The sequence below is a fragment of the Nocardioides sp. genome (assembly GCF_014360585.1).
Classification (GTDB): Bacteria; Actinomycetota; Actinomycetes; order Propionibacteriales; family Nocardioidaceae; genus Nocardioides.
Genome location: NZ_JACIXG010000002.1, coordinates 1 through 24826, shown reverse-complemented (window position 1 = coordinate 24826; position 24826 = coordinate 1). Strand labels below are relative to the sequence as shown.

Annotated in this window: 21 protein-coding genes; 14 read left to right on the top strand and 7 right to left on the bottom strand. The window is 69.6% G+C overall.

The features are described from left to right. Positions 1-44 precede the first annotated feature (44 nt). Positions 45-875 (top strand): hypothetical protein, encoded by an 831-nt coding sequence (locus tag H5T77_RS00950; RefSeq protein ID WP_292644038.1) that lies wholly within the window; start codon positions 45-47, stop codon positions 873-875. A 48-nt stretch (positions 876-923) separates the two neighbouring features. Then, on the top strand, positions 924-1133 hold the full coding sequence (locus tag H5T77_RS00945) for a hypothetical protein (protein ID WP_292644036.1): 210 nt from the start codon (positions 924-926) through the stop codon (positions 1131-1133). Here H5T77_RS00945 and H5T77_RS00940 read toward each other — a convergent pair. Then, positions 1130-2365 (bottom strand): PucR family transcriptional regulator, encoded by a 1236-nt coding sequence (locus tag H5T77_RS00940; RefSeq protein ID WP_292644034.1) that lies wholly within the window; start codon positions 2363-2365, stop codon positions 1130-1132. The genes H5T77_RS00945 and H5T77_RS00940 overlap by 4 nt on opposite strands. A 148-nt stretch (positions 2366-2513) precedes the next feature. On the opposite strand from H5T77_RS00940, the gene H5T77_RS00935 reads away from it, so the two are divergent. The 3 genes from H5T77_RS00935 (at position 2514) to H5T77_RS00925 (ending at position 6936) form a co-directional block, all read left to right on the top strand. After that, positions 2514-3839 (top strand): MFS transporter, encoded by a 1326-nt coding sequence (locus tag H5T77_RS00935; RefSeq protein ID WP_292644032.1) that lies wholly within the window; start codon positions 2514-2516, stop codon positions 3837-3839. 275 nt (positions 3840-4114) lie between these two features. After that, positions 4115-6436: a molybdopterin cofactor-binding domain-containing protein gene (locus H5T77_RS00930; protein WP_292644030.1), complete on the top strand. Its 2322-nt coding sequence runs from the start codon at positions 4115-4117 to the stop codon at positions 6434-6436. An 8-nt stretch (positions 6437-6444) separates the two neighbouring features. After that, positions 6445-6936 carry a (2Fe-2S)-binding protein gene (locus tag H5T77_RS00925; RefSeq protein ID WP_292644028.1) on the top strand — a complete coding sequence of 164 codons (492 nt, stop codon included), beginning with the start codon at positions 6445-6447 and terminating at the stop codon, positions 6934-6936. A gap of 2 nt (positions 6937-6938) precedes the next feature. On the opposite strand, the gene H5T77_RS00920 is transcribed toward H5T77_RS00925, so the two are convergent. After that, positions 6939-7244: a thiamine-binding protein gene (locus H5T77_RS00920; protein WP_292644026.1), complete on the bottom strand. Its 306-nt coding sequence runs from the start codon at positions 7242-7244 to the stop codon at positions 6939-6941. 100 nt (positions 7245-7344) lie between these two features. Here H5T77_RS00920 and H5T77_RS00915 point away from each other — a divergent pair, with 100 nt between their 5' ends. The 3 genes from H5T77_RS00915 to H5T77_RS00905 all read left to right on the top strand — a co-directional run bounded on the left by H5T77_RS00915 (position 7345) and on the right by H5T77_RS00905 (position 10001). Beyond that, a complete protein-coding gene (locus H5T77_RS00915; RefSeq protein ID WP_292644024.1) occupies positions 7345-7572 on the top strand; it encodes a hypothetical protein in 228 nt (75 codons plus the stop codon). Next, complete coding sequence (locus H5T77_RS00910; protein ID WP_292644022.1) at positions 7569-8255, top strand: hypothetical protein; 687 nt, start codon at positions 7569-7571, stop codon at positions 8253-8255. The genes H5T77_RS00915 and H5T77_RS00910 overlap by 4 nt, the downstream gene beginning before the upstream one ends. Positions 8256-8342: 87 nt before the next feature. Continuing rightward, complete coding sequence (locus H5T77_RS00905; protein WP_292644020.1) at positions 8343-10001, top strand: ArnT family glycosyltransferase; 1659 nt, start codon at positions 8343-8345, stop codon at positions 9999-10001. Here H5T77_RS00905 and H5T77_RS00900 read toward each other — a convergent pair. Next, the gene (locus H5T77_RS00900; protein WP_292644018.1) at positions 9923-11434 is read right to left on the bottom strand and encodes a hypothetical protein; all 1512 of its coding nucleotides are present in this window, start codon (positions 11432-11434) and stop codon (positions 9923-9925) included. The two genes, H5T77_RS00905 and H5T77_RS00900, sit on opposite strands and share 79 nt — an antisense overlap. Before the next feature lie 144 nt (positions 11435-11578). After that, positions 11579-14266 (bottom strand): aconitate hydratase AcnA, encoded by a 2688-nt coding sequence (gene acnA / locus H5T77_RS00895; RefSeq protein WP_292644016.1) that lies wholly within the window; start codon positions 14264-14266, stop codon positions 11579-11581. A 285-nt stretch (positions 14267-14551) separates the two neighbouring features. Between acnA and H5T77_RS00890 the strand changes: the two genes are divergently transcribed. Next, on the top strand, positions 14552-14923 hold the full coding sequence (locus H5T77_RS00890) for a hypothetical protein (protein ID WP_292644014.1): 372 nt from the start codon (positions 14552-14554) through the stop codon (positions 14921-14923). Continuing rightward, positions 14910-15341, top strand: a complete 432-nt coding sequence (locus H5T77_RS00885) for a hypothetical protein (RefSeq protein WP_292644012.1) — start codon at positions 14910-14912, stop codon at positions 15339-15341. The genes H5T77_RS00890 and H5T77_RS00885 overlap by 14 nt, the downstream gene beginning before the upstream one ends. Here H5T77_RS00885 and H5T77_RS00880 read toward each other — a convergent pair. The 3 genes from H5T77_RS00880 to H5T77_RS00870 all read right to left on the bottom strand — a co-directional run bounded on the left by H5T77_RS00880 (position 15338) and on the right by H5T77_RS00870 (position 19630). Further along, the gene (locus tag H5T77_RS00880; protein ID WP_292644010.1) at positions 15338-16171 is read right to left on the bottom strand and encodes an arylamine N-acetyltransferase family protein; all 834 of its coding nucleotides are present in this window, start codon (positions 16169-16171) and stop codon (positions 15338-15340) included. The genes H5T77_RS00885 and H5T77_RS00880 overlap by 4 nt on opposite strands. 250 nt (positions 16172-16421) lie before the next feature. Next, the gene (locus H5T77_RS00875; RefSeq protein ID WP_292644008.1) at positions 16422-17618 is read right to left on the bottom strand and encodes a class I SAM-dependent RNA methyltransferase; all 1197 of its coding nucleotides are present in this window, start codon (positions 17616-17618) and stop codon (positions 16422-16424) included. Next, complete coding sequence (locus H5T77_RS00870; RefSeq protein WP_292644006.1) at positions 17615-19630, bottom strand: APC family permease; 2016 nt, start codon at positions 19628-19630, stop codon at positions 17615-17617. Before H5T77_RS00870 ends, H5T77_RS00875 begins: the two co-directional genes overlap by 4 nt. Positions 19631-19749: 119 nt before the next feature. Here H5T77_RS00870 and H5T77_RS00865 point away from each other — a divergent pair, with 119 nt between their 5' ends. Genes H5T77_RS00865 through H5T77_RS00850 form a run of 4 tightly spaced genes read left to right on the top strand, consistent with a single transcriptional unit; the run spans position 19750 to position 24773 of the window. Beyond that, positions 19750-20412, top strand: a complete 663-nt coding sequence (locus H5T77_RS00865) for a potassium channel family protein (RefSeq protein WP_292644004.1) — start codon at positions 19750-19752, stop codon at positions 20410-20412. Further along, positions 20412-21083 carry a potassium channel family protein gene (locus H5T77_RS00860; RefSeq protein WP_292644001.1) on the top strand — a complete coding sequence of 224 codons (672 nt, stop codon included), beginning with the start codon at positions 20412-20414 and terminating at the stop codon, positions 21081-21083. Before H5T77_RS00865 ends, H5T77_RS00860 begins: the two co-directional genes overlap by 1 nt. Positions 21084-21132: 49 nt before the next feature. Continuing rightward, positions 21133-23034, top strand: coding sequence for an ABC transporter ATP-binding protein (locus tag H5T77_RS00855; protein WP_292644000.1), 1902 nt, complete (start codon positions 21133-21135; stop codon positions 23032-23034). Then, a complete protein-coding gene (locus H5T77_RS00850) occupies positions 23031-24773 on the top strand; it encodes an ABC transporter ATP-binding protein (protein ID WP_292643998.1) in 1743 nt (580 codons plus the stop codon). The genes H5T77_RS00855 and H5T77_RS00850 overlap by 4 nt, the downstream gene beginning before the upstream one ends. Positions 24774-24826 lie beyond the last annotated feature (53 nt).

The window sequence follows — 24826 nt, the reverse complement described above, 5'->3', positions numbered from 1 at the left end:
AAAACGGTCGCCGCGGACCCCCAGCCAGAGATACCCTCCGCCGCATGCCCAACCGAACCCTGCCGCGCGTGGCGACAGCCGTCGCGATCGCTCTCCTGGCAACCATGAGCCCCGCGCCCGCCACGCAGGCAGCCACCTCTGGGCCGAGCGTCCAGACCGTCGCTCGACCCACCTATGGCTTCACCCTCGCGCCGAGCTTCAAGGTCACCTACGAGGCGTACGCCGGCAGCGACCTGGCGGCCGGCGGCAAGCCTGCCTACGTCCAGGTGCGGGTCTCGAAGACACCCCTCACCTCGACCGGCCGACGGGCATGGACCTATCCGTCGCACCTACAGCGCGTCGGGCTGACCTCGACGTCGCGGACGAGCCAGATCACCGTCGGCATCAACCAGGGTCATGGCTCGTGCGTCGGAGCCCGGGCCGTCGACGCCGCGGGGCGCGTCGGGCCCTGGGGTCATACGACGTGCATCGCACGTTTCTTCGACGACAGCCAGCTAGAGCGCAAGGGCGCGGTCAAGACGGTCCGTGCGAAGCGGTTCTGGCACGGGGTCGCCTCCGAGCTCGACGGCGGCGGCCAGCTGGTCCTCCGGCATGTGCCCAAGGGCAGCGACGTCTGGGTTCTGGGACGGCCGGCGCCATACTCGATCTCGTCCTACTGGGGTTTCACGCCGCGAGTCATCGGCATGAACTCGACAGGGACGAGGCAGATCGTCCTGGGCCAGGATGGCGGTGACAACGTCAACCGCCGAAGCATGTGGCGGGCCCACCTACGCACCCAGCGCCTGGGCCCGGTGTGGCTGCGCCGAGACCGCGACGGCACCTTCCCGATCGAGGGCATCGTCGTGATCCCACCCTGGGCTCGATCGGCCGCCTGATCGGCCAGGACGCTTGACGCAAAGCAAACGACGGCAAAGACTGGCGATATGGCACTGACCAAGAAGCAGAAGGCGATCCTGTCCACCAGCGCGCTCGTGGCCCAGGCGGCGGTCGCCCCGGTGATCCTGCGCGACCTGCAGAAGCGTTCCGACGACGAACTCCGCGGGCCGCGGATGCTGTGGCGACTGTGGGGCAGCACCAACCTGCTCGGCGCGGCGGTCTACTGGTTCTACGGCCGCAAGCCGGCGCAGGCTTAGGTCCTCGAAACGCCGCGAGGCTTGGTGAGGAGCCGGATCGCGAAGATCAGCTCCTCGACATCGGCGAACCGCCGCAGGTCGCAGCCGGAGCGCTCGGCGATCCGCTCGAGCCGGTAGTAGGCGGTGTTGACGTGCATGTGCAGCCGCTCCGCGGCGAGCTTCGCATTCATGTCGCTGGCCACGTAGGCCAGCATCGTTTCGATCATCGCCCCGTCGCGCGCCAGGTCGTCGGTGACGAACTGACGCAGCTCCGGACGGATCAGCCGACGGACGGTGGCGTCCTCGCGCAGCACCAGATAGTCGACCGTCGAGAGCATCGGCAGCGCCACCACACCCGGCTCATCCGCCAGGGAGTCGCGGGCGATCCCGGCCTCGGCGTACGCCGCCGGGACATCTGCCCAGCCGGTGTGGACGGTGCTGACGCCGACCGCCAGATCGATGCCCTGACGGGCGAGCTGGCGGTGCACCCGGCGTAGATCGGGCACGAGAGCCTGTACGTCGTCGGTGGCCGCCGGCAGGATTCCGATCATCTGCTCCTGCTGGATCACCGCGACGCCCTCCTGCTCCGGACCGAGCTCGGTGCGGATGACCCGGAGCGCTTCGCGCAGACTCTGGCCGACACGTAGGGGGCGCACCGGGACCGCGATGATCACCACCGCCCGTCCGTCGCGCTCGAGCCCGCACGAGCGAGCGACATCGAGCCTCGGACCCGCCGGGACCTCACGTCCGGCCAGGAGATCCTCGACGAGGTCCCGCCGGATCCGGTCCCCCTCGGCAAGCTCGAGCTGCTGGGTGTTGAGGTAGGCCTCGGCAGCGACCGTGCTCCCCACCTCGATCACCTGCATCACGCGCGAGGCCGCGGCAAGCGCCGCCTGGCTGGTCTCTGGGTCCGAGGCAGCGATCTCGACGATTCGCTCCCACAACGCGACCTGCCCCAGCCGGAACGCGTGCAGGAAGTCAGCTAGCGCGACCCCCTGGCGCACCCGGTTGGCCGCCTGACCGGCACTCAGGGGGAAGTCCTCGCGGACCGCGTCGCGGCCCTCCTCGAGAGTGATCAGCACCGCATGGAAGACCGCCTCGGCATGGCGGCCGACATCGCTGCGCAGGTTGGGGTCGCGGCTGGCCGCGTAGGCCGGGACCTGCTCCCAGGTGCGCGTCAGGAAGACCTCGACGGTCGTCGGCAGGCGGTCTCGCACGCCGGCGACGATGCGCTTGATCGGATCGGTGCTCATCAGGACCTCCTCGTCCGGAGTTGTGGGCCGACCACAACGAGTTCTGTGGCTCGTACTCGTGGCCCCGAGGCCCGTCGCGACCGCACAGTGATGCCTGTCACACCCGACATCCTGCCGCACACGGCGGGACGGACACAGAGGCAGGCACATGACCACAACGACCCAGCCCCGGTCGATGTCACGGATCGCGATGGCATCGCTGGTCGGCACGACCATCGAGTTCTACGACTTCCTCATCTACGGCTACGCCGCCGCACTGGTCTTCGGACCGCTCTTCTTCCCCTCGCTCGGCAGCGCCGCGGGTACCTGGGCATCCGTCGCGACGTTCGGGGTCGCCTTCGTCTTCCGCCCGCTGGGCGCCGTGGTGTTCGGGCACTTCGGCGACCGGCTGGGCCGCAAGCGCACCCTGGTGACGACGCTGCTGATGATGGGTGGTGCGACCTTCGCGATCGGCCTGATCCCGACGGCCGCCGCGATCGGAGCGGCGGCGCCGCTGCTGCTGGTGCTCCTGCGGGCGACCCAGGGCACCGCGCTCGGCGGCGAGTGGGCAGGAGCCGCGCTGCTCACCTCCGAGTACGCCGCGGAGGGCAAGCGCGGGCGCTACAGCCTGTTCCCCCAGCTCGGACCCGGCCTCGGCGTGATCATCGCCAGCGGGACCTTCCTGCTCACGATCCAGGTGCTCGGCCTGGCGGCCTTCCAGCAGTGGGCCTGGCGGGTGCCGTTCCTGGTCAGCATCGTGCTCATCGCGCTCGGCCTCTGGGTCCGGCTCAACATCGCCGAGACACCGTCGTTCTCGAAGGTCACCGCCGCTCGAGCCACGGTGTCCTTCCCGTTCGCCGCCGCACTGCGCGACCAGTGGAGGCAGATCCTGCTCGGCGGCGGGATGCTGGCGATGACGTTCGGCGCCTTCTACCTCGCCGTGGTCTTCCTCGGCGGCATCGCCACCAGGCCGCCCGAGGAGAACGGACTCGGCCTCACCCTCAACCAGATGTTGACGGCCAACATGGTGGCCGGCCTCGTCCTCTGCGTCGCGGTGATCGGGTCCGCTCTGCTCTCCGACCGGGTCGGCCGACGCGCCGTGCTGATGACCGGGACGGTCTTCGGTCTGATCGCCGGCCCTGTGGCGTTCGCGATCCTGACCCCCGGTGACGCCGGCTCCTTCACCCTGGCGCTGGCGGTGCTGATGATCGCCATCGGCATCCCCTACGGGCCGGCCGCGGCGTACCTTCCGGAGCTCTTCCGGGCGGAGTACCGCTATACCGGTGCCGGGATGGCCTACAACCTGGCCGGGATCATCGGCGGCGCGCTGCCGCTCGTGATCGGCGGCGCGCTGCTGGAGCGCTGGGGCACCAGCGGCCTCGCCGGCTTCGTGACGGTCCTGGCCGTGCTCAGCACCGCGTGCCTCCTCGCGCTGCGCGAGACCCGCGGCCAGGTGCTGGACGCCGATCCCGTCTCCCCAGCCACGACGGCCTGAACCCGCGTCACGTCTGGATCATGCCGGAGCTCCCCAAGGGCCCGACCGGCAAGATCCTGCGCCGCGAGATCGATTCGTCGGCAGTTTCGAACTGACCTCGAAACCGGATACCCAGGCCGGCATCGAAACCCTTTTATTGTCCGTCACCATCCGATTTATAGCGGCCTCACACATTTCCCGACGCGCCCTTCCCAAACAAGCGAGGGCTGCTGAATGGTGCTATGTGTCGGGGGTCACAAATATCTCGGCCTTGCCCAACCAGGAGTGAGCACACCATGGAGAATCATCCCGCTGAGGGCCCGTCTCGGGTCTCCAGACGTTCGTTCGTCGGCTACGTCATCGGCGGCGCGACCCTGATCGCGGCAGCCGATCTGGGCCTGACGCCGTCGGCGGCCAACGCGGCACCGATCCCGTCGGTGCCGCAGATCCCCGAGGTCTACGACCTCAACGACTTCCTCACGCACTGCGCGATGCCGACCTCGAACCTGATCGCGATCGAGGTCGATGAGAAGGGGCACGCCCACTTCGCGCTGCCGCGGATGGAGGTAGGCCAGGGGATCACCACGGCCGTCGCGATGCTGATCGCCGAGGAGCTCGAGCTCCCGGTCGGCCACGTGCACGTGACGCTGGCACCTGCTCGCCCGGAGCTGCTGTTCAACCAGCTGACCGGCGGGTCCAACACGATCGTCTCGGTCTACACCCCGGTCCGGGTCGCCGCCGCCATCGCCCGCAAGGCGCTGCTCGAGGCGGCCGCGATCATGCTCGGGGGCGCGGTGACCCAGCTGACCACCAAGGAAGGCGTGATCAGCCTCCCGGACGGCTCGTCGGTGACGTACGGCGAAGCCGCTGCCAAGGCAGCGAAGCCGACGACCGAGAAGGTCGAGGTCGAGCTGAAGAAGACCTCCGACCACAAGGTCGTCGGCAAACCCCATCGGCGCATCGACGCGCGCGAGGCGGTCACCGGCAAGAAGCAGTTCGCGATGGACCTCGACATCCCCGACGCCCTGCCCACCATGGTGTGCCGCGCGCCCGAGCTCAACGGGACGCCGGAGTCGATCAGCAACAAGGGCGAGGTCGAGACGATGCCGGGCGTCACCCACGTCGCGATCATCCCGACCGGTGTCGCGGTCCGGGCCAAGACGTTCGGGCAGTGCATCGACGCCGTACGCGCGCTGGACGTCACCTGGAACTCCGGCACGGTCGGCGGGCTGTCGGCCAAGGACATCAAGGCCGAGCTCAAGGACGGACAGATCCCGCTCGCGGTGCCGAAGATCGGGGCGACCTCGGTCGACGGCGAGTTCACCTTCCACTTCCGCAGCGGCTCGGCCCTCGAGCCGAACTGTGCGGTCGCCGACGTACGCGACGGCGAGGCCACCGTCTGGGGCGGCCTGAAGTCGCCGATCGACGCCCAGGGCCGGATCGCCAAGGCGCTCGGCCTCCCGCAGACCAAGGTCACGGTCAACGTGGTCCAGGGCGGCGGCTCCTTCGGCCGCAAGCTGTTCAGTGACGCCGCCGTCGAGGCCGCCCTCGCCTCCAAGGCCTTCGGTGCGCCGGTGAAGCTGATGTGGCACCGCGCCGACGAGCCGCGCCAGGGCCGGGTGCACCCGATGGCGGTCTCCAAGGTCCGGGCGACGGTGCTGGCCGGGAGCATCCTCACCTTCGAGCAGCGCCACTCCAGCGTCGCCACCGACTTCACCCACGGGCTCGGCGAGCGGCTGACCGCCGAGGTGGCGGCGCTGCCGACCGGTCTGTCGAACCTGAGCTTCTCGGAGTCGATCTTCCTGCTCAGCCAGGAGCTGCCCTACAACTTCGGTGTGGTCACCCAGCTGCTCAACGAGCCGAAGCCCGAGGTCGACCGGTTCAACACCAGCTCGGTGCGCAACATCTACTCCCCCGACGTCGCCACGGCCAGCGAGCTGATGGTCGACCAGCTGGCCAAGAAGCTGAAGCTGGACCCGGTCGTCTTCCGGCGCAGGTACCTCAAGAGCGACGCCGTCAAGCGGGTGCTCGACCGTGCCGCCGAGCTCGGCGACTGGGGTCGATCGATGCCCGCAGGAACGGCACAGGGCATCGCCGTCCACAAGGAGTACAAGGGCGCCACCGCCGTCCTCGTCGAGATCGACTGCCGCCCCGAGACCGTCAACCGCGAGGTGCGCGACGCGGTCACCGGGCCTCGAATCACCAAGGCCGTCGTGGTCGCCGACGTCGGCCTGGTGATCAACCCTGCCGGCGTGAACGCCCAGATGATGGGGGGTTTCTCCGACGGTATGTGCCAGGCGTTGACCTACAGCAACCACCTGGTCGACGGTCAGTTCCTGGAGGCCAGCTGGGACAACTCGGCCTACACCCGGCAGTGGAACACGCCGTTCGAGTTCGAGTGCGAGGTGATGGAGTCGCACGGCGGCCAGCCCGGTGGTGTCGGTGAGGCCGGTGTGGCCGCTTCGATGGCCGCGGTCGCCTGCGCCTACGCACGTGCGACCGGCGAGATGCCGACGGAATTCCCGATCAACTTCAACGAGCCGATCCACTTCAAGCCCAAGTCCTTCATCCCGTCCGTCCCCGAGTCGCCGACCGACGGCCTCGCCTACACCTTCTGAGGTCACCGATGCCTTCTCACACCTTCCAGCTCAACGGCGAGACCGTCACCGTCGACGTCGAGGACGACGTACGCATCCTGTGGGTGCTGCGCGACGTCCTCGGTGTCACCGGCCCGAAGTACGGCTGCGGCATCAACGTCTGCAAGGCCTGTACGTCGCACATCAACGGCAAGGCGTTCAACCCGTGCTCGGTGCGGGTCGCCGACATCGGCACCGACGACGAGATCACCACCATCGAGGGTCTCGCCGACACCGCCCCGGGCGACGGCCTGCACCCGATGCAGGAGGCCTGGCTCGAGCACGACGTCGCCCAGTGCGGCTACTGCCAGCCCGGCCAGATCATGACCGCGGTCGCCCTCGTCAACAAGGTCCGCAAGGAGGGCCGCGCCATCACCGAGGCCGACCTCGACACGATCCGCAACGTCTGCCGCTGCGGGACGTACTCCCGGATCCGGGAGGCCATCAAGACCGGACAGGACGCGATGGCCCGCGGGCTCTAGCCTCAGTCTCCGGAGAGCTCCTGCTCGATCCGCTCGACCTTCGCGGTGAGCTGGCCGGTGTAGCCGGGCCGGATATCGGCCTTGAGCACCAGCCCGACCCGCGGGGAGACGGCGGCGACCGCGTCGACGCACTGCTTGATGACACCCATGACCTCGTCCCACTCACCTTCCAGGTTGGTGAACATGGCGTTGGTCTCGTTGGGCAGTCCGGACTCGCGGACGATGCGGATCGCCTCCGCGACGGAGGCGGCCACCGAGCCATCGGGGTCGTCGGAGGTCGTCGGGGCGATCGAGAAGGCGACGAGCATGCCGAGACGATATCCAACTGCCTCTGCAACTGCCTCCGTCGCCTGCATATAGTGGCGCCGCCGGGGGCCGAACGTGCCACAGCCGGCGGGAAGGAAGGCGATGAGTGAGGGACTCGACCGGCTCGCTGCCACGCTCGGCGTGCCGGCCACGCGGCTCGCACCGCTGGAGGCGTACGACGACCAGCAGCTGGACCGCTTCGACGATCTGGTCCGGGGCGTGATGACCGCGGAGGACAAGGCGTTCGACGCCTCTCTCGACGAGGCGCTGAAGATGGTCCCGAAGATGCTGCGCGGGGTCGTCCAGAGGATGCTCGGAGGTGCCCGATGACAGTTCTGACCAGCGCGCTGGAGATCACCAAGCTCGCCCACGAGATGCATGTGGACGAGGCCGAGCTCGCGTTCCTCGCCACCACCTCCCCCGACGACCTCCGCGACCTGCGCGGGATCGTCTCGCACGCGATGTTCAGCCGCCACGAGTCCCGGGTCAAAGGGCTGGCCGCGGTCAGCAAGAAGCTCCCCGCGGCGGTCACCGCGAAGATCACCGAGATCGCGATGGGTCCGATGCTCAGCGCCCGCGTGGCTGCGGTGATGGATCCCGCCGACGCTGCGAAGCTGGCCGGCCACCTGAAACCGGAGTTCCTCGCCGAGCTCTCCGTCCACCTCGATCCGAGCCGGGTCGAGGCGATCATCGCCAAGCTCGACCAGGCTCTGGTCGTCGACGTCGGCCGCCGGCTCTTGGCCGACGGTCACGTCCTCACGCTGGCGCGGTTCACCGGCGTCGTCGGTCCCGAGACCTCGCTCCAGGTGATGGACGGCGCCTCCGGCGCCGAGATCCTCCAGGTGGCGCTCTTCCTCGACGACACCTCGGTGCTCGACCCGCTCCTCGCCGGCCTCTCCGATGAGACCCTGACCGAGGTGGTGGCCGCCACCGCCGACCAGGGCGAGGCCGCGGAGGCCCTCCTGGCCACCCTGAGCGAGGACAGCCGCGCCAGGATCGCCTCGCTCGCCTGAGGCCGGAACCTGGCCATCCGGTGACAATCTGTCGAACAGCGGCGGATCGAGCGCACCTTCGCGCGGGCCTGCGGTTACCGTCCGCGCGTGTCCACTGTCCATCTGCCGCACCCTCCCCTCCTCCCGGACCACCGGGACGGGGGCGAGGGGCGGATCAGGTTGCTGCTCGGAGCGCTGCTGACCGGGTCCTTCGCGCTGCGTCTGGTCGGCATCGACCATGGTCTGCCGCAGGTCTACAACCCCGACGAGGAGCTCCACTTCGTCCCGCAGGCCGCGGCTGCCGCGGACGGCGACCTCAACCCGGGCTACTTCCAGAACCCGTCGGCGCTGACCTACCTGCTGGCCATCATGCTGCGGGTGGTCTACATCGGCCAAGACGTGACCGATCAGCTGGCAGCCGATCCCGGCGAGGTCTTCTGGGTGTCACGGGTCGTGGTCGCAACCCTGGCGACCGTCCTGGTCTACGTCGTCTACCGGCTCGGACGCCGGCTCTACGGCGCCGCCGCCGGGTTGATCGCCGGTGCCCTGCTGGGCTTCGCCTTCCTCCCCGTCTTCTACAGCCATCAGGCGCTCAACGACATCGTCACGCTGATCCCGGTGTCGCTGGCGATCTGGGCATCGCTGCGCGCCTACGAGGACGGCCGCCTGGCCGACTTCGCGCTCGCCGGCGCGATGGTCGGGCTCGCCGCCGGCACCAAGTACTCCGCCGGACCGGTCGCGCTGGTCGTCGGGCTGGCCGGCCTCCTGCGTCTCCTCGAGCGCAGGGACCGGGTGCTCCCGACCCTCACCGTCCTCGTCTGCTCAGGGGTGGCCTGCTTCGCGGCGTTCGTGCTGGTCAACCCGTTCCTGGTGATCGACTTCGACTACGCGGTCCGCCAGTACAGCGGGCAGTCGGCGCAGCTCCCCGCCGGCAAGATCGGGCAGAGCGGCGCCGCCTGGTCCTACTACCCGTACTCTTTCCTCTGGGGGCTCGGTGTGGTGCCGGTCGCGATGGCGCTGCTCGGCGCGATATCCGGGCTGCGCAGCGACCGGGGCCGTACGCTGCTGCTGGTTCTCTTCCCCGTCGTGCTCTACCTCTACGCCTCCACCCAAGGTCGGTTCTTCGCCCGCTGGATGCTGCCGACCTACCCGCTCCTGGCCGTCCTGGCCGGGCTCGGGGCGGTCGTCCTGGCCGGCTGGATCGCCAGGCGTCTCACCGAACGGGGGCGGACCCGCCTTGCCGAGCTGGCACTGCCGGCGGTTGCACTTCTCGTGCTCGCCCAGCCCCTGGCCGACTCGGTGCGCAACTCCGTCATCCTCACCCGCACCGACACCCGAGCCCTTGCCCTCGGTCACCTCCGCGACAACCTCCCGCCCGGAGCCCGGATCGTGGTCGAGCCGGCCTTCCCGGCGGCGTACCTCGACTCCGCAGACGTCGTGCAACGGCCGGTCGCGCGGCCGTTCCAGGAGTACGAGTCACGGCTGGGTCCCGAGCTCGTCGACACCTACCGCGAGGAGGGCTACTGCTGGGTGCTGGTCACCAGCCACCAGCGCGACCGCGGCCTCGCCGCCGGGCTGAGCGGCGCCGCCGCCTACTACGATCGGCTGCGACGCGAGGCAGACCAGATCGTGACGATCTCGCCCTACCGAGACGGAGCGAGCGCGCCGAGCTTCTCCTTCGACTTCAGCTACGACTGGTACCCGCTCGCGTTCGAGCGCCCTGGCCCCGAGATCGAGGTCGTCTCGCTCTCCGATTGCACCGGCTGAGCTCGCAGCGCACGCACCAGCGCCACCGCTGCCGCCAGCACGACCGCGTCGCCGATCACGAAGAGGCCGCCGCCGAGCAGGCTGTGCACCGGACCGGTCAGCTGGGTCTGCAGCAGAACGTGGGCGACCAGGGCCGCGGCGAGCATGATCGAGACGAAGACGTACGCCACCTTCGACTCCAGCGCAGCAGGCTCTGCCCCTGGCGCCAGCGCCCGGGCCAGGCGTAGCACGGCCAGAGCCACCAGGGTGGCCGTCAGCGGCAGCAGCGGCATCGCGTATCGAGCATGGATCCAGCCGCCGCCGGCGATGAAGGAGGCGACGCTGGCGACCACCAGCGCCGAGTAGCCCACCACGACACCCCACGCTGCCCAGTCCTCCGCGGAGACGGTGCGGGCCCAGCGCTGGAGGGCCGGCCGGCCGATGCGCTGACGGTGCCGCGCGCGGGCCTCGGCCCAGACCGCGGCGAGCATGATCGCGAGCACCAGGACCGGCACCACGACGAGCACGTCGAGCAGCCGCTCGTCGATCCACAGCGAGGCGAAGAGCTGCCAGTGGAACGTCGGGTCGAGCAGGGTGCCGAGCGTGGTGCCCGAGGGCTCCCGGCCGAACTTCTCGAAGAGAGCTGCCGAGGCCGTCGGGTCGCCGTAGAGACGGATGTTGCGTACGTAGAACCAGGCGACCGCCACCACCGGCACGATGCCGACCACGAAACCGCCCACGAGACCGCGCACCAGACCCGCGCGGCTGCGCCGGTGCAGCCACGTCGCGCCGACCACGACCAGGCAGGCGAGCGCCACCGCGATCACCCCTGTCGACCGGGTCGCCACCGAGGCGGTGGCCGCGGCTGTGATCAGCGCGATCCGGGTTGGGGTGACCCCCGCTCTGACCATCCGCAGCGCCACCAGCACCACGAACAGCATGGTCACGACGGAGAGGCCGTCGTTGTAGATGCCGCCGCCGCGGTAGGGGATCGCACCGCAGGAGAGCGCGAGAGCCGCGGCGAGGAGCGGCACCGCCGGGCGTCGAGGCACCAGCTCACGCGAGATCAGCCCGACCAGGAGGACCGAGAGGGTCAGACCGATGCCGTTGAGCAGCCGCATGCCGAAGTAGGTGACCCCTGGATGACCGGTGACGTCACCCAGCGCGACCATCGGCAGCGACAGGACGTAGAAGAGCGGCGGATGGTTGGCGACCCAGACCGCGCTGTGCGCCTCGTCCTTGGTCGCCAGGATCGCCGACATCCGCGGGTAGGCGTTCGGCTCCGCCGGGATCGGGGTGTCGATCGTCGGCAGCTGTCCCCGGTACAGCACCTCCGCGTAGCCCGCGTGGGCACGCTCGTCGGCCTGGTGCAGCGGCGCGGTCGCGACAGCCGTCTGGAGGCACAGCACGAAGACCACGAGGCCGACCAGCAGAAACGCTCTGCGATTGGGCACACCCAAATCTAGGACGCCGTCATCCCCGGCGAGCACTCATCTCGGCCTCCAGCGGGCATGTTCGCCCGGCGTTCGCCCAGATGTCATGAGGCCGGGCCCGTCGCTCCATCGGAGCAACGGGCCCGGCCTGCAGGAGGTGGAGGGTCAGCTCACCAGGCTGCGCAGGACGTACTGCAGGATGCCGCCGTTGCGGTAGTAGTTGGCCTCACCGGGGGTGTCGATGCGGACGACCGCGTCGAACTCCACACCCGTGTTGGTCCTGACCTTGACCGTCCTCGGAGTGCGGCCCTCGTTGAGCTCGGTGATGCCGGAGATGGAGAAGGTCTCCTCGCCGGTCAGGCCGAGGCTGTCGGCGTTCTCGCCCACCGGGAACTGCAGCGGGATGACGCCCATGCCGATGAGGTTGGAGCGGTGGATGCGCTCGAACGACTCGGTGATGACCGCCTTGACGCCCAGCAGCGAGGTGCCCTTGGCAGCCCAGTCGCGCGAGGAGCCGGAGCCGTACTCCTTGCCGCCGAGGACGACCAGCGGGGTGCCGGCCGCGGCGTAGTTCTGCGCCGCGTCGTAGACGAAGCTGACCGGAGCGTCGGGCTGCGTGAAGTCGCGGGTGTAGCCACCCTCGGTGCCCGCGGCGACCTGGTTCTTGATCCGGATGTTGGCGAAGGTGCCGCGGATCATGATCTCGTGGTTGCCTCGGCGCGAGCCGTAGGAGTTGAAGTCCCGCTGCTCGACACCGTGCTCGATGAGGTACTTGCCGGCAGGCGAGTCCTTCTTGATGTTGCCGGCAGGGCTGATGTGGTCGGTGGTGACCGAGTCGCCCAGCTTCAGCAGCACCCGGGCACCCTCGATGTCGGTGACCGGGGCCGGGGTCTTGTCCATGCCCTCGAAGTAGGGAGCCTTGCGGACGTAGGTCGAGTCCTCGTCCCAGGTGAAGGTGTCACCGGTCGGGGTGGGCAGGTTCTTCCAGCGCTCGTCGCCCGCGAAGACGTCGGCGTAGTCCTTCGTGAACATGTCGGAGGAGATCGAGGTGGCGATGGTCTCCTCGACCTCGGCCGGGGTCGGCCAGATGTCCTTGAGGAAGACGTCGTTGCCGTCCTGGTCCTGGCCCAGCGGGTCCTCGAACAGGTTCACGTTCATGTTGCCGGCCAGGGCGTAGGCGATGACCAGCGGCGGCGACGCGAGGTAGTTCATCTTCACGTCGGGGTTGATGCGACCCTCGAAGTTGCGGTTGCCGGAGAGGACCGAGACGACGGCGAGGTCGTGCTCGTTCACCGCGGCGGAGACCTCGGGGATGATCGGACCCGAGTTGCCGATGCAGGTCACGCAACCGTAGCCGACCAGGTTGAAGCCGACCTTCTCCAGGTAGGGCGTGAGGCCCGACTTGTCGTAGTAGTCGGTGACGACCTTCGAGCCCGGCGCGAGGGTGGTCTTGACCCACGGCTTGCGGGTCAGGCCCTTCTCGACGGCCTTCTTGGCCAGCAGCGCCGCGCCGATCATGACCGACGGGTTGGAGGTGTTGGTGCAGGAGGTGATCGAGGCGATCGTGACCGCGCCGTTCTCCAGCTCGAACTGCTGACCGTCGGCCAGGGTGACCGGGATCTTCGCGTCGGTCGCCTTGGAGGTGTACGTCGGCAGGTGACCCTCAAAAGAGGCCTTGGCGTCGGTGAGCGAGACGCGGTCCTGCGGGCGCTTCGGGCCGGCGATCGAGGGGACGACCGTGGCGAGGTCGAGCTCGAGCTTCTCCGAGAAGCGCGGCTCGGCGGCCGGGTCGTGCCAGAGGCCCTGCTCCTTGGCGTACTTCTCCACCAGCGCCAGCTGCTCCTCGGAGCGGCCGGTGAGCTTGAGGTAGTTGATGGTCTCCTCATCGACCGGGAAGATCGCGATGGTGGAGCCGAACTCGGGGCTCATGTTGCCGATGGTGGCGCGGTTGGCCAGCGGCAGCGCGGTGACGCCGTCGCCGTAGAACTCGACGAACTTGCCGACCACACCGTGCTTGCGCAGCATCTCGGTGATGGTGAGCACCAGGTCGGTCGCGGTCGAACCCTCGGGCAGGTCGCCGTTGAGCTTGAAGCCGACCACGCGCGGGATCAGCATGGAGACCGGCTGGCCCAGCAGCGCGGCCTCGGCCTCGATGCCGCCGACGCCGAAGCCGAGGACGCCCAGGCCGTTGACCATGGTGGTGTGGGAGTCGGTGCCGACGCAGGTGTCGGGGTAGGCCTGCAGCTCGCCGTCCACCTCACGGGTGAAGACGGTGCGGGCCAGGTGCTCGATGTTGACCTGGTGCACGATGCCGGTGCCCGGCGGGACGACCTTGAAGTCCTCGAAGGCGGTCTGGCCCCAGCGCAGGAACTGGTAGCGCTCGCGGTTGCGCTCGTACTCGATCTCGACGTTCTTCTCGAACGCCTCCGGGGTGCCGAAGACCTCGGCGATCACGGAGTGGTCGATGACCATCTCGGCCGGCGAGAGCGGGTTGATCTTGGTCGGGTCGCCGCCGAGCTCGGCCGCGGCCTCGCGCAGGGTGGCGAGGTCGACGATGCAGGGCACGCCGGTGAAGTCCTGCATGATCACGCGCGCCGGCGTGTACTGGATCTCCTTGTCGGGATCGGCGGTCTCGTCCCAGCCCGCCAGCGCCTTGATGTCGTCGGCGGTGATGTTCGCGCCGTCCTCGGTGCGCAGGAGGTTCTCCAGCAGCACCTTCAACGAGAAGGGCAGCGACGCGACGTCGAGGCCCTCACCCTTGACCGCATCCAGGCGGAAGATCTCGTAGGACTTACCGTCCACGTCCAGGGTGCTCTTGGCACCGAAGCTGTCCTTGCTGGCCAACGCGTTCATCTCCTTGCTCGCGTCTACAGACGTACGAATTCAAGTCTTTGGAACCCATCCTGCCCCGGCTACCCGCGCCGGGAAAACAAAGGCTCACCTAACCTTTTGTGGCGGCCACCCGCCCAATCTCTTGATATCAAGATACATGATGTCGAACGACAATTCGAATCACCCGGCGCGCCGCGTTGTGACCACCGCCGCTGACAGCGATCCTCGGATGCTCCATGATTGTTCCGACCGGGCCTCCCGGCGGGCCGCTGCTCGCCGGAAACCAGTAATGATGCGAGGAGAGCCTTGAGCACCCTGATCGCTGTCGTGGCACTGGTGGTCGCCGCGGCCGCCGCCGCTGTCGCCTGGCGCCTGCGGCGGTCCAACAAGGCCCTGCGCGCCGAGACCATCGGGCTGCTGTGGCGGCTGGAGCAGGCCGATCTGACGGCGCCGCGAAACGCCTACGCCGAGCTCCCGCCCGAGGACCGACTGCTGAGCATCCGCATCCTCAACCCGCTCGAGCTGGCCTCCGCCCAGACCAAGGCGGCCACGATGCTGCACCGGGTGCGCCCCGCGCTGCTCTCGAAGATGGTCTACGACCAAGCCGCCGAGTCGCTGCGCGAACGGCTCGCCGACGAGGGTGTCGTGGCCGAGGTCAAGGTCCATGCTGGTCGCTAGCCTCGCTCTGCTCGCCGCACTCGGCGCTGCCGTCGTCGTCGCTCTCGCCCTCCGGGAGCAGCATCTTCTGGAGCAGGCTCTGGAGGACGTACGCCTCGGGGACCTGAAGGCGCGCACATCTCACGCCGAGGCCGAGCGCGCCGCGAACTGGCTCGGCCCGATCACCGAGCCGATCACAGCACCGTTCGCCGGCGCGACCCGATCGGTGGCGGATGCGCTCGCCCGCGTAGTGCCTCGTTCACACCGGCGCGGCACGCGCGTGCTCGACACGGTGCCGACCGCGACGACCAGGGAGCTGCTCGGCTCCCTCGGCCCTCACCTCGATGAGGCCGTCCTCGACCGCAAGCAGCTGATCACCGACCTCTCCGAGGACCCGACGATGGCGATGCGCGCCATCACCGACGACGCCGCCCGCTAGCGACTCGCCTGGGACTCGAGGGTCTCCAGGCGCTCGCGCAGGCGGACACGCTCGTCGTCGGTGAGCGGCACCTCGAGCTCCTCGACGTAGGCCATCGCCTCGTCCAGCCCGATCTCGCGGTGCTCGGTGTCCTCGCCCGCACGGCGGATGGTGACGGTGTCGTGGGTGAGGCTGACGTGACGGTCGGCGAGGAGCTTGGTCACGATCAGCCGGTGGCGGAAGTGCACCGTCGGGTGGGTGCTGGTGTAGTGGTGGCCGAGCGCGACGTCGCTGGGCACCACCAGCGCCTCGTCGTGGGTGTGCATCAGATCCCACCCCTCGCCCTTCGCCCGCTCCAGCGCCCAGCCGAGCTCGGTCCACCGCACCCGATGGGTGATGCCGCCGAGCTGGTCGACGGCCCCGTCGACCAGCGGGATCGGCCGCCACACGCTCAGCCCGAACCCGGGATCCGCCAGCAGCCGCTCGCCGTCGAGATCGATGACGGCCACCAGATGCGTACGTCCGGCGCCGGTCGGGTCGTCACCGACCCGCGCGAGCCGTCGCTCGACGGCGTATCCCAACTGCTCGAGCGCTGCCGCGAGGAGCGTCCCGTGCTCGAAGCAGTAGCCGCCTCTCCCCCGCCCGACGAACTTCGTCTGCACGTCCGCCAGGTCGACGCCAGGGTGCTGCTCCAGCAGCACGTCGATGTTGTCGAAGGTGAAGGTGCGCAGGTGTGCGTCGTAGATCTCCTCCAGGACCTCGCGCGAGGGACCGGGCGGCTCAGCCACCCCGATCCGCTCCAGATAGGCGGTCAGATCGAGCCGGTCGGTCCCCCACAGGTCATCGCTCACGACAGCATCTCAGCGCCGATGTCCACGATGCGCAACCGATATAGGTGCGGTCGAGCGCGACGGCGCACAGGACCAGGACAGCGCCGGCGACTCCAGGATAATCCTGGCGGTGACCATCGACGACAACCCGTTGGTCGACGTCGTCCGTGGGTTCGGCATGCCGATGTCCGAGTTCACCGTCGACAGCGCGCCGGTCGCCTTCAGCGCCCTGTGGAACCGACCTGAAGGAGTTGGGCCTGTACGCAGCCGGTCAGTCGGTCCTCTCCAGCAGTGCGACGGCCTCGACGTGATGAGTCATCGGGAAGAGATCGAAGGCGCGCAGGGAGCGCAGCCGGTAACCGTGCTCGGCGAAGATCGCTACGTCGCGAGCCAGCGCCGCGGGGTCGCAGGCGACGTAGGCGACCTTCCGGGGCGTGCGCGCGACGACGGCCTCGACGACGGCTCGTCGAGCGCCCTCGCGGGGTGGGTCGAGGACGACCAGGTCGAACGACCGCTCCCCCAGGTCGGCCAGGACGGTGCCGACGTCGCCTGCGATCGCCTCGGCGGATGGGACGTTGCTCGCGGTGAGCGCGGACGCGGTCCGGTCTCCCTCGACGGCGACGACCTTCCCGAAGGGTCCCACCCTGTCGGCGAGATAGGCGGAGAAGAGACCCACACCGGCGTAGAGGTCCAGGGCGGAATCGCCCGGGGCCGGCGAGAGCGCTGCGAGCACAGCCGAGACCAACGCCTCCGGCGCACCGGGATGCACCTGCCAGAAGCCGTCGGTGGCGACCTCGAAGGTGTGCGCGACTCCCCCGACGTCGACTCGTTCGACGACGGTCCCGGGAGCGGGTTCGCGCGCGTCGACAGCGGCGATCAGGCAGTCGTCGACGGGGATCACCTCGTGCGAGCGATACTTCCGCATCCCGCGTCCACCGCCTGGCGCGGCGACATAGCGCTGACGCGTACGCCACCGCAGGCCGTCGACATCGCCGGGAACGGCCTCGACGACGAGGGCGGTCAGCAGTGGGTCAGCGGCGTCGAGGCCACCCAGCCGCACCAGCTGCTCCCGCAGGACCGTGGCCTTCAGGTCGCGCTGCCCCGAGAGCGAGACGTGCTGGAGGTCGCAGCCGCCGCAGAGCCCGGGGCCGGCGTACGGACACGGCGGAACGACGCGTTCCGGTGACTCCTCGAGCACCGAGACCGCGTCGCCGCGCCAGAACCGGTCACCGGCGGTGCCCTCGGTGATCTCGACGACCACCTGCTCGCCGGGCAGGGCGTGGCGTACGAAGACGACGCGAGAGCCCTCCTTGGACGTGCCGGCTTCGATCTGAACCCGGGCGACGAAGTGACCGCCGTGCGCGACCGGCCCGACCTCGACCTCGAAGCGCCGACCGACGTAGGACTCGCCCTTCGCGGCCTTCGGACGTGGCCGCCGCCCGCGTGGGGGTCTGCGTGTGCCGCTCATCGTCGTCCGTCGCTTCCTCGGCGCAGCCCGGGGGCCAGCCAGTATTCTTCGCGCAACTCTTCCGCGCGTTCCTTGCCCGATGCCAGCTGGTAGGGCACCGAGATGACCATGACGCCCGGCGTGAACAGCAGCCGGCCCTTGAGCCGCAGCGCAGTCTGGTTGTGGAGGAACTGCTCCCACCAGCGGCCGACGACGTACTCCGGGATGTAGACGGCCACGACTCCACGCGGGTTGGCGTCGCGGATCGCCGAGGCGTACTCCACGACCGGGCGGATCAGCTCGCGGTAGGGCGAGTGGAGCACCTTCAGCGGCATCGGCAGGTTGCGCTCGTCCCACTGCTTCAGCAGCTCGGCGGTGTCGGAGTCGGTGGTCGAGACGGTCACCGCCTCGAGCGCGTTGGGCCGGGTCGCCTGGGCGAAGGCCAGCGCTCGCAGCGTCGGCTTGTGGAGCTTGGAGACCAGGACGATCGCGTGGACCCGGGTCGGCAGCACCCGGTCGCGCTCGTCGGCGGCCAGCTCCGCGGCGACGTTGTCATAGTGTCGCTTGATGCTGCGCATGCCGGAGTAGAAGATCACCATCGCCAGGATCGCGATCCAGGCACCGGCGAGGAACTTCGTCACGAACACGATGACCAGCACCGCGGCGGTCATGCAGAGACCGATCGTGTTGATCAGTCGGGAGCGCTGCATCCGCATCCGCTCACCGGGATCACGTTCGGACTTCAGCTCGCGGGTCCAATGGCGGATCATGCCGAGCTGGCTGAGGTTGAACGAGACGAAGACGCCGACGATGTAGAGCTGGATCAGCCGGGTCGTCTCGGCCTCGAAGACGAGGATGAGGACGATCGCCATGATCGCCAGGAATCCGATGCCGTTGGAGTAGGCCAGCCGATCGCCCCGGGAACCGAGGGCACGCGGGGCGTAGCCGTCCTTGGCCAGGATCGAGGCGAGGACGGGGAAGCCGTTGAACGCGGTGTTGGCAGCCAGCACCAGGATCAGCCCGGTGACCACCACGACCAGATAGAAGGCGGGCGGGAACCCCTCGAAGACGGCCCGCCCGATCTGGGCGATCGCCGGATCCTGGACGTGACTGTCCGACAGCGGCACCCCGTTCAGCAGGAGGCGGTTCTGCTCGCCGGGGTCGACCATCCGGATGCCCATCTCGCGGGCCAGCACGATGATGGACATCATCATGGCGATGCCGATCAGCCCCAGCATGGCCAGCGTCGTGGCAGCGTTCTTCGACTTGGGCTTGCGGAAGGCCGGTACGCCGTTGGAGACGGCCTCCACACCGGTCAGCGCCGCGGACCCCGAGGAGAACGCCCGCGCCAGGAGGAAGGCCAGGGCCAACGCGGTGAGCGGACCGTCCCAGCCGGGAACCGGTGCGATGTCGTAGGCCGCGCTCTCGACCTGTGGCAGATCGCCCCTCATCATCTGGACGAACCCGGTGACAGCCATCGCGGCGATGGCGAACATGAACAGGTAGGTCGGGATGGCGAACGTCGCCCCGGCCTCGCGCACGCCGCGCAGGTTCATCGCGGCGAGCAGGACGACCAGCCCGACGGCGACGGCCACCTCGTAGTCGCGCAGGAGCGGGAGCGCGGACGCTGCGTAGTTGGCACCTGCTGAGATGGACACCGCCACGGTGAGGACGTAGTCGACCAGCAGCGCGCTGGCGACCGTCGTGCCGGCCTTGTCACCCAGGTTGACCGTCGCGACCTCGTAGTCGCCGCCACCCGACGGGTAGGCGTGCACGGTCTGCCGGTAGGAGGCGATCACCGCGATCATCACGCAGACGACGACCAGCGCGATCTTCCACGACCACACGTACGCCGAGGCGCCGGCGACCGAGAGCATGATGAAGATCTCGTCGGGCGCGTAGGCCACCGAGGAGAGCGCGTCGCTGGCGAAGACGGGTAGCGCGATGCGCTTCGGCAGCAGCGTCTCACCCAGCTGCGAGCTGCGGAGCTTGCGGCCGATCAGAATCCGCTTGGAGACATCACCAACACCCACAACGGAAGACGCTACGGCACATAGCGCCTTCCGCGCGCTTCCGGATCGCCATCGCACCGAACACGCCAACTTCGAGGGCGTAGGCGACGCGCAGGCCGAGCGAGTGCAATCATGACACGGTGCACGTAGTGATCATGGGCTGTGGCCGGGTCGGCTCGACCCTGGCCAGGAGCCTCGAGGACCGCAACCACACGGTCTCGGTCATCGACCAGAACTCCGAAGCGTTCCGGCGGCTCGGACCGGGCTTCAACGGCGACAAGGTCGCCGGAATGGGCTTCGACCGGGAGGTCCTGCTCAAGGCCGGCATCAAGCGGGCCGAGGCGTTCGCGGCGGTCTCGAGCGGCGACAACTCCAACATCATCTCCGCCCGGGTCGCGCGCGAGGAGTTCGGCATCCAGCAGGTCGTGGCCCGCATCTACGACCCCGGCCGCGCCGAGGTCTACCAGCGCCTCGGGATCAGCACGGTGGCGACGGTGAAGTGGACCGCCGACCAGGTGCTCCGCCGGCTCCTCCCGGCCGGCGCCGAGCCCGACTTCCGGGACATGTCGGGCAACATCCGCATCGACCAGGTCGTCATGCCCGAGTCCTGGGTCGGCGAGCGGACCATCAAGTTCCAGCGCCAGTCCGGAAGCCGCATCGCTTGGATCGACCGGCTCGGCGAGGGCATGCTGCCGGTCCGCGAGAGCGTGATCCAGGAGGGCGACGTGCTCCACGTCGTGATGCGCGAGGAGAACACCGCACAGGCGTACCAGACGATCAAGAACGGTCCCGAGGAGGAGTGATGCGCGTAGCGATTGCGGGAGCCGGGGCAGTCGGCAGGTCCATCGCCCGTGAGCTGATCACCAACGGCCACGAGGTGCTCCTCATCGACAAGAACCCGGGCTCGATCAAGCCCGAGCGGGTGCCCGACGCGGAGTGGCTGCTCGCCGACGCCTGTGAGCTCTCCTCGCTCGAGGAGGCCAGGCTCGACAACTGCGACGTGGTCATCGCCGCGACCGGCGACGACAAGGCCAACCTGGTCTGCTCGCTGCTGGCCAAGACCGAGTTCGCCGTGCCGCGCACCGTCGGCCGGGTCAACCACCCCAACAACGAGTGGCTCTTCACCGAGGCGTGGGGAGTCGACGTCAACGTCTCGACACCGCGGATCATGTCCGCGCTGGTCGAGGAGGCCGTCACGGTGGGCGACCTGGTGCGGCTGTTCACCTTCCGGCAGGGACAGGCCAACCTGGTCGAGATCACCCTGCCCGCCGACTCGCCCTATGTCGGCAAGCCGACCGGCCTGGTGCCGTTCCCGGAGAACTGCGCGCTGGTCACGCTCCTGCGTGACGGTCAGGTCTACGTACCCACGCCCGAGCAGCCTCTCGAGCAGGGCGACGAGCTCCTCTTCGTCGTGCCCACCGAGCAGGAGGACGAGCTCGAGCGTCTTCTTGCGCCGGCCGGTCACCCCGGCTGACGCCGAGGATCTCGTACGCCGCAACCCCCCGATCTCGGCAGGACATCAGTTGGCTCGCTCTCCCCTCCTCCAGACGCTGCGCCCTGTCCAGGGAAGGCTGATCGCCAGCCTGCTGCTGATGGTCGTCTCGACCGTCGCTGGCCTGGTGCCCCTGGTCGGGATCGTCGAGCTCGCCCGGATCCTGCTGCCCGCGGTCACCGGCGGCCCCGGCTCTGCGGTGGACGCCGACCGCGCCTGGGTCGTGGTCTGGGTGAGCGTCGCCGCGCTGCTGGTGCGCCTGGCGACGGTGCTCGGCTCGTCCTGGCTCTCCCACGTCGCCGACCTCGACCTCTCCATCCATCTGCGCCGGCTGCTGGTCGCGCGGCTCGGCCGGGTGCCGCTGGCATGGTTCACCGAGCGCAACTCCGGCACGGTCAAGAAGGCGGTGCAGGACGACGTCGCCGCGCTGCACCATCTGGTCGCCCACTCGGTCATGGAGCTCACCGCGGCGATCACGCTCCCGACCGTCGTCGCCGTCTACCTCTGCGTCGTCTCCCCGCCGCTCGCGCTGGTCACGCTCGTCCCGCTCGCGCTCGGCCTGATCGGGTTCCGGATCACGATGCGGGGCGCCGGTGCGCTCTACCGCGACTACGACGCCGGGCTGGCCGAGCTCGCCGCGGCGACGGTCGAGAACAGCGGCGGGATCGCGGAGATCAAGACGTTCGGTGCCACCGGGCAGGCCCACCGGCGCCTGGCCGAGGTCGCCACCCGGTTCGGCGGCTTCAACCGCGCCTGGATGCGTCACTCCGCCCTCGGCATGCTGCTGATGGAGCTCGCGCTCACCCCCGCGCTCACCCTCGTGCTCGTCCTCGGTGGCGGGGTCTGGATGCTGCGGGCCGGCTGGCTCACCGGGCCGGACCTGGTCCCGTTCCTCGTCCTCGGGCTGGCGATGACCGCACCGGTCACCGTCGCCGGCTACGCCGCCCGCGAGCTGCGCGAGGCGACCGAGGCGGCGCGCCGCATCCAGCGGCTCCTGGCCGAGCCGGAGCTTCCCGAGCCCGCGCTCCCCGCCGCCGCGCCGACCTCGGCGCGAGTCGAGCTCGAGGCCGTCTCCTTCGCCTACTCCCCCACCAACGCTGCGGTGCTGCACGACATCGACCTGGTCCTCGAGCCCGGCACCGTGACCGCGCTCGTCGGCCACTCCGGATCAGGCAAGTCGACGCTCGCCAAGCTGCTGCCCCGCTTCGCCGACCCGACGGCCGGCCGGATCACCATCGACGGGGTGGACCTGCGCGAGCTGACGAGCGCACAGCTCTACGAGCAGGTCTCCTTCGTCTTCCAGGACACCGGGCTGCTGCGTACCTCGATCCGGGACAACATCCGGCTGGCCCACCCCCAGGCAGCCAACGAGGACGTACGCCGTGCGGCGGCGGCCGCGCAGATCGCCGACCGCATCGACGAGCTTCCACGCGGCTACGAGTCGGTGGTCGGCGAGGACGCCCAGCTCTCCGGAGGCGAGCGGCAGCGGGTCGCGATCGCCCGCGCCCTCCTCTCCGACACCCCGATCCTCGTCCTCGACGAGGCCACCGCCGCGGCCGACCCCGAGTCGGAGGCCCTCGTCCAGCGGGCACTGTCCCGCCTCGTCGCCGGACGTACGCTGCTGGTGATCGCCCATCGGCTCTCGACGGTCACCGCGGCCGACCAGATCGTGCTCCTCGACGCGGGCCGGGTCGCCGAGCGCGGCACCCACGAGGAGCTGCTCGCCCGCGGCGGGCGTTACGCCCGGCTCTGGGCCGCCGACCAGCGCGCCCACCCGGCCCCCGTCGGTCGAGCCGTGAGGCCGCCCGCGGCCGAGCGCGTCGAGACCAACACAGTCGTCATGAGCACGGGCAGAAACCGTGTTGGTCTCGACACGCCTTCGCCGAGCGGCTCCGGCGGCTCGACCGGCGACGGCGAGGAGGAGTCGGCATGATCACCATCGTCCGTCTGCTCGCGGCCCTCGTGGACCGCCCGCACCAGCGTCAGCTCGCCCGCGTGGTGGCGATGTTCGTCGCCACCGGGGTGCTCCAGGGTCTGGCCTTCGCCTGCGTCGTACCGGTCCTGGACGCCGCGCTGCGTCAGGACTGGGACGCCGCGGCGACATGGCTGATGGTGCTCGCCGGCCTCTTCGTGGCTCATCATGTCGCTCTGGCGGTGGGCAACCTGGACGGCTACGACCTGGCCTGCGACCTGCTCGACATCACCCTGGCCAGGCTCGGTGACCACACCGTACGGCTGCCGCTGGGCTGGTACGACCAGGACCGCACCGGACAGCTCTCCCGGATGGCCTCCAAGGGCGCCACCGACATCGCCTCGGTGCCGGGCCATCTGCTGCGGCCGCTGATCGCCGCCGTCGTCAGCCCGGTCACCGTGATCGTCGCGATGGCGTTCCTGGAGTGGCGTCTCGCGCTCGCGCTCCTCGCCGGGGTCCTCGCCGTGCTGGCCGCCACCCGGCTCCTCGCGGCGATCGTCGGCCGCGGCGAGGGCGCCTACGACGCCGCGATGGCCGAGGGCTCGGCGCGCGTGGTCGAGTTCGCCCTCAACCAGCCGGCGCTGCGGGTCTTCGGACGCACCGTTCACGGCAACGAGCTCGTCGAGACCGCGCTGAAGGAGCAGAAGCGGGCCTCCCGACGGCTGCTGGTGACCGGCTTCGGCGGCCTCGGGATCCAGCTGCTCGCCATCCAGGCGCTGCTCACCGTGGTGATCGCGCTGGCCGTCCAGCTCAGCCTCGGCGGCACGCTCGCCCCGGCCACCGCGATCGGTCTTCTCGTTCTCACGGTGCGGTTCGTGGAGTCGCTCATCGACTACGGCGAGCTCTCCAGCGCGCTGCGGATCGCGGAGGGCTCGTTGCGACGTGTCCTCGACGTCCTGGCCCTCGAGCCCCTCCCCGAGCCGACCACCCCCGCAGAGCCGGCCGACAGCGGCATCGAGCTGCGGGACGTGGCCTTCTCCTACGACGGCACCACCCAGGTCCTCGACCAGGTCTCCCTCACCGCGCCGCCACGCTCGCTGACCGCGGTGGTGGGTCCGTCGGGCTCCGGGAAGAGCACTCTGCTGCGCCTGGTCGCCCGGTTCCACGACGTCACGGCGGGCTCGGTGAGGCTCGGTGGCGTCGACGTACGCGATCTCGGCACCGAGGCCCTGATGCGGCGCGTCTCCATCGTCTTCCAGGACGTCTACCTCTTCGAGGGCAGCCTGCGCGACAACGTGATGATGTCGCGCCCCGACGCCACCGACGAGCAGCTGCGGGAGGCTGCCCGGCTGGCCCGGGTCGACGACATCGTCGCGCGTCTCCCGCACGGCTGGCAGACCCGGATCGGCGAAGCCGGGTCGACGCTCTCCGGCGGTGAGAAGCAGCGGGTCTCCATCGCCCGGGCGCTGCTGAAGGACGCCCCCGTCGTCCTCCTGGACGAGGCGACGGCTGCTCTCGACGCCGAGAACGAGGCCGCGGTCCAGGAAGCGCTGACCGCGCTCGCCGCCGACCGTACGGTCATCGTCATCGCCCACCGGCTGCAGACCGTCGTGGCCGCCGACCAGATCGTCGTCCTGGACGGCGGGCGGATCGTGGAGCGCGGCAGCCACGACGAGCTGCTCGCGCACGGCGGCCGCTACCTCGACTTCTGGCGCGAGCGTACGCAGGCCGAGGGCTGGCGGCTCCTCGCCGGAGAGTAGACACGAAGAGCCGGTCGGGCAGTCCCTGGACTGCCCGACCGGCCCGGATCGGA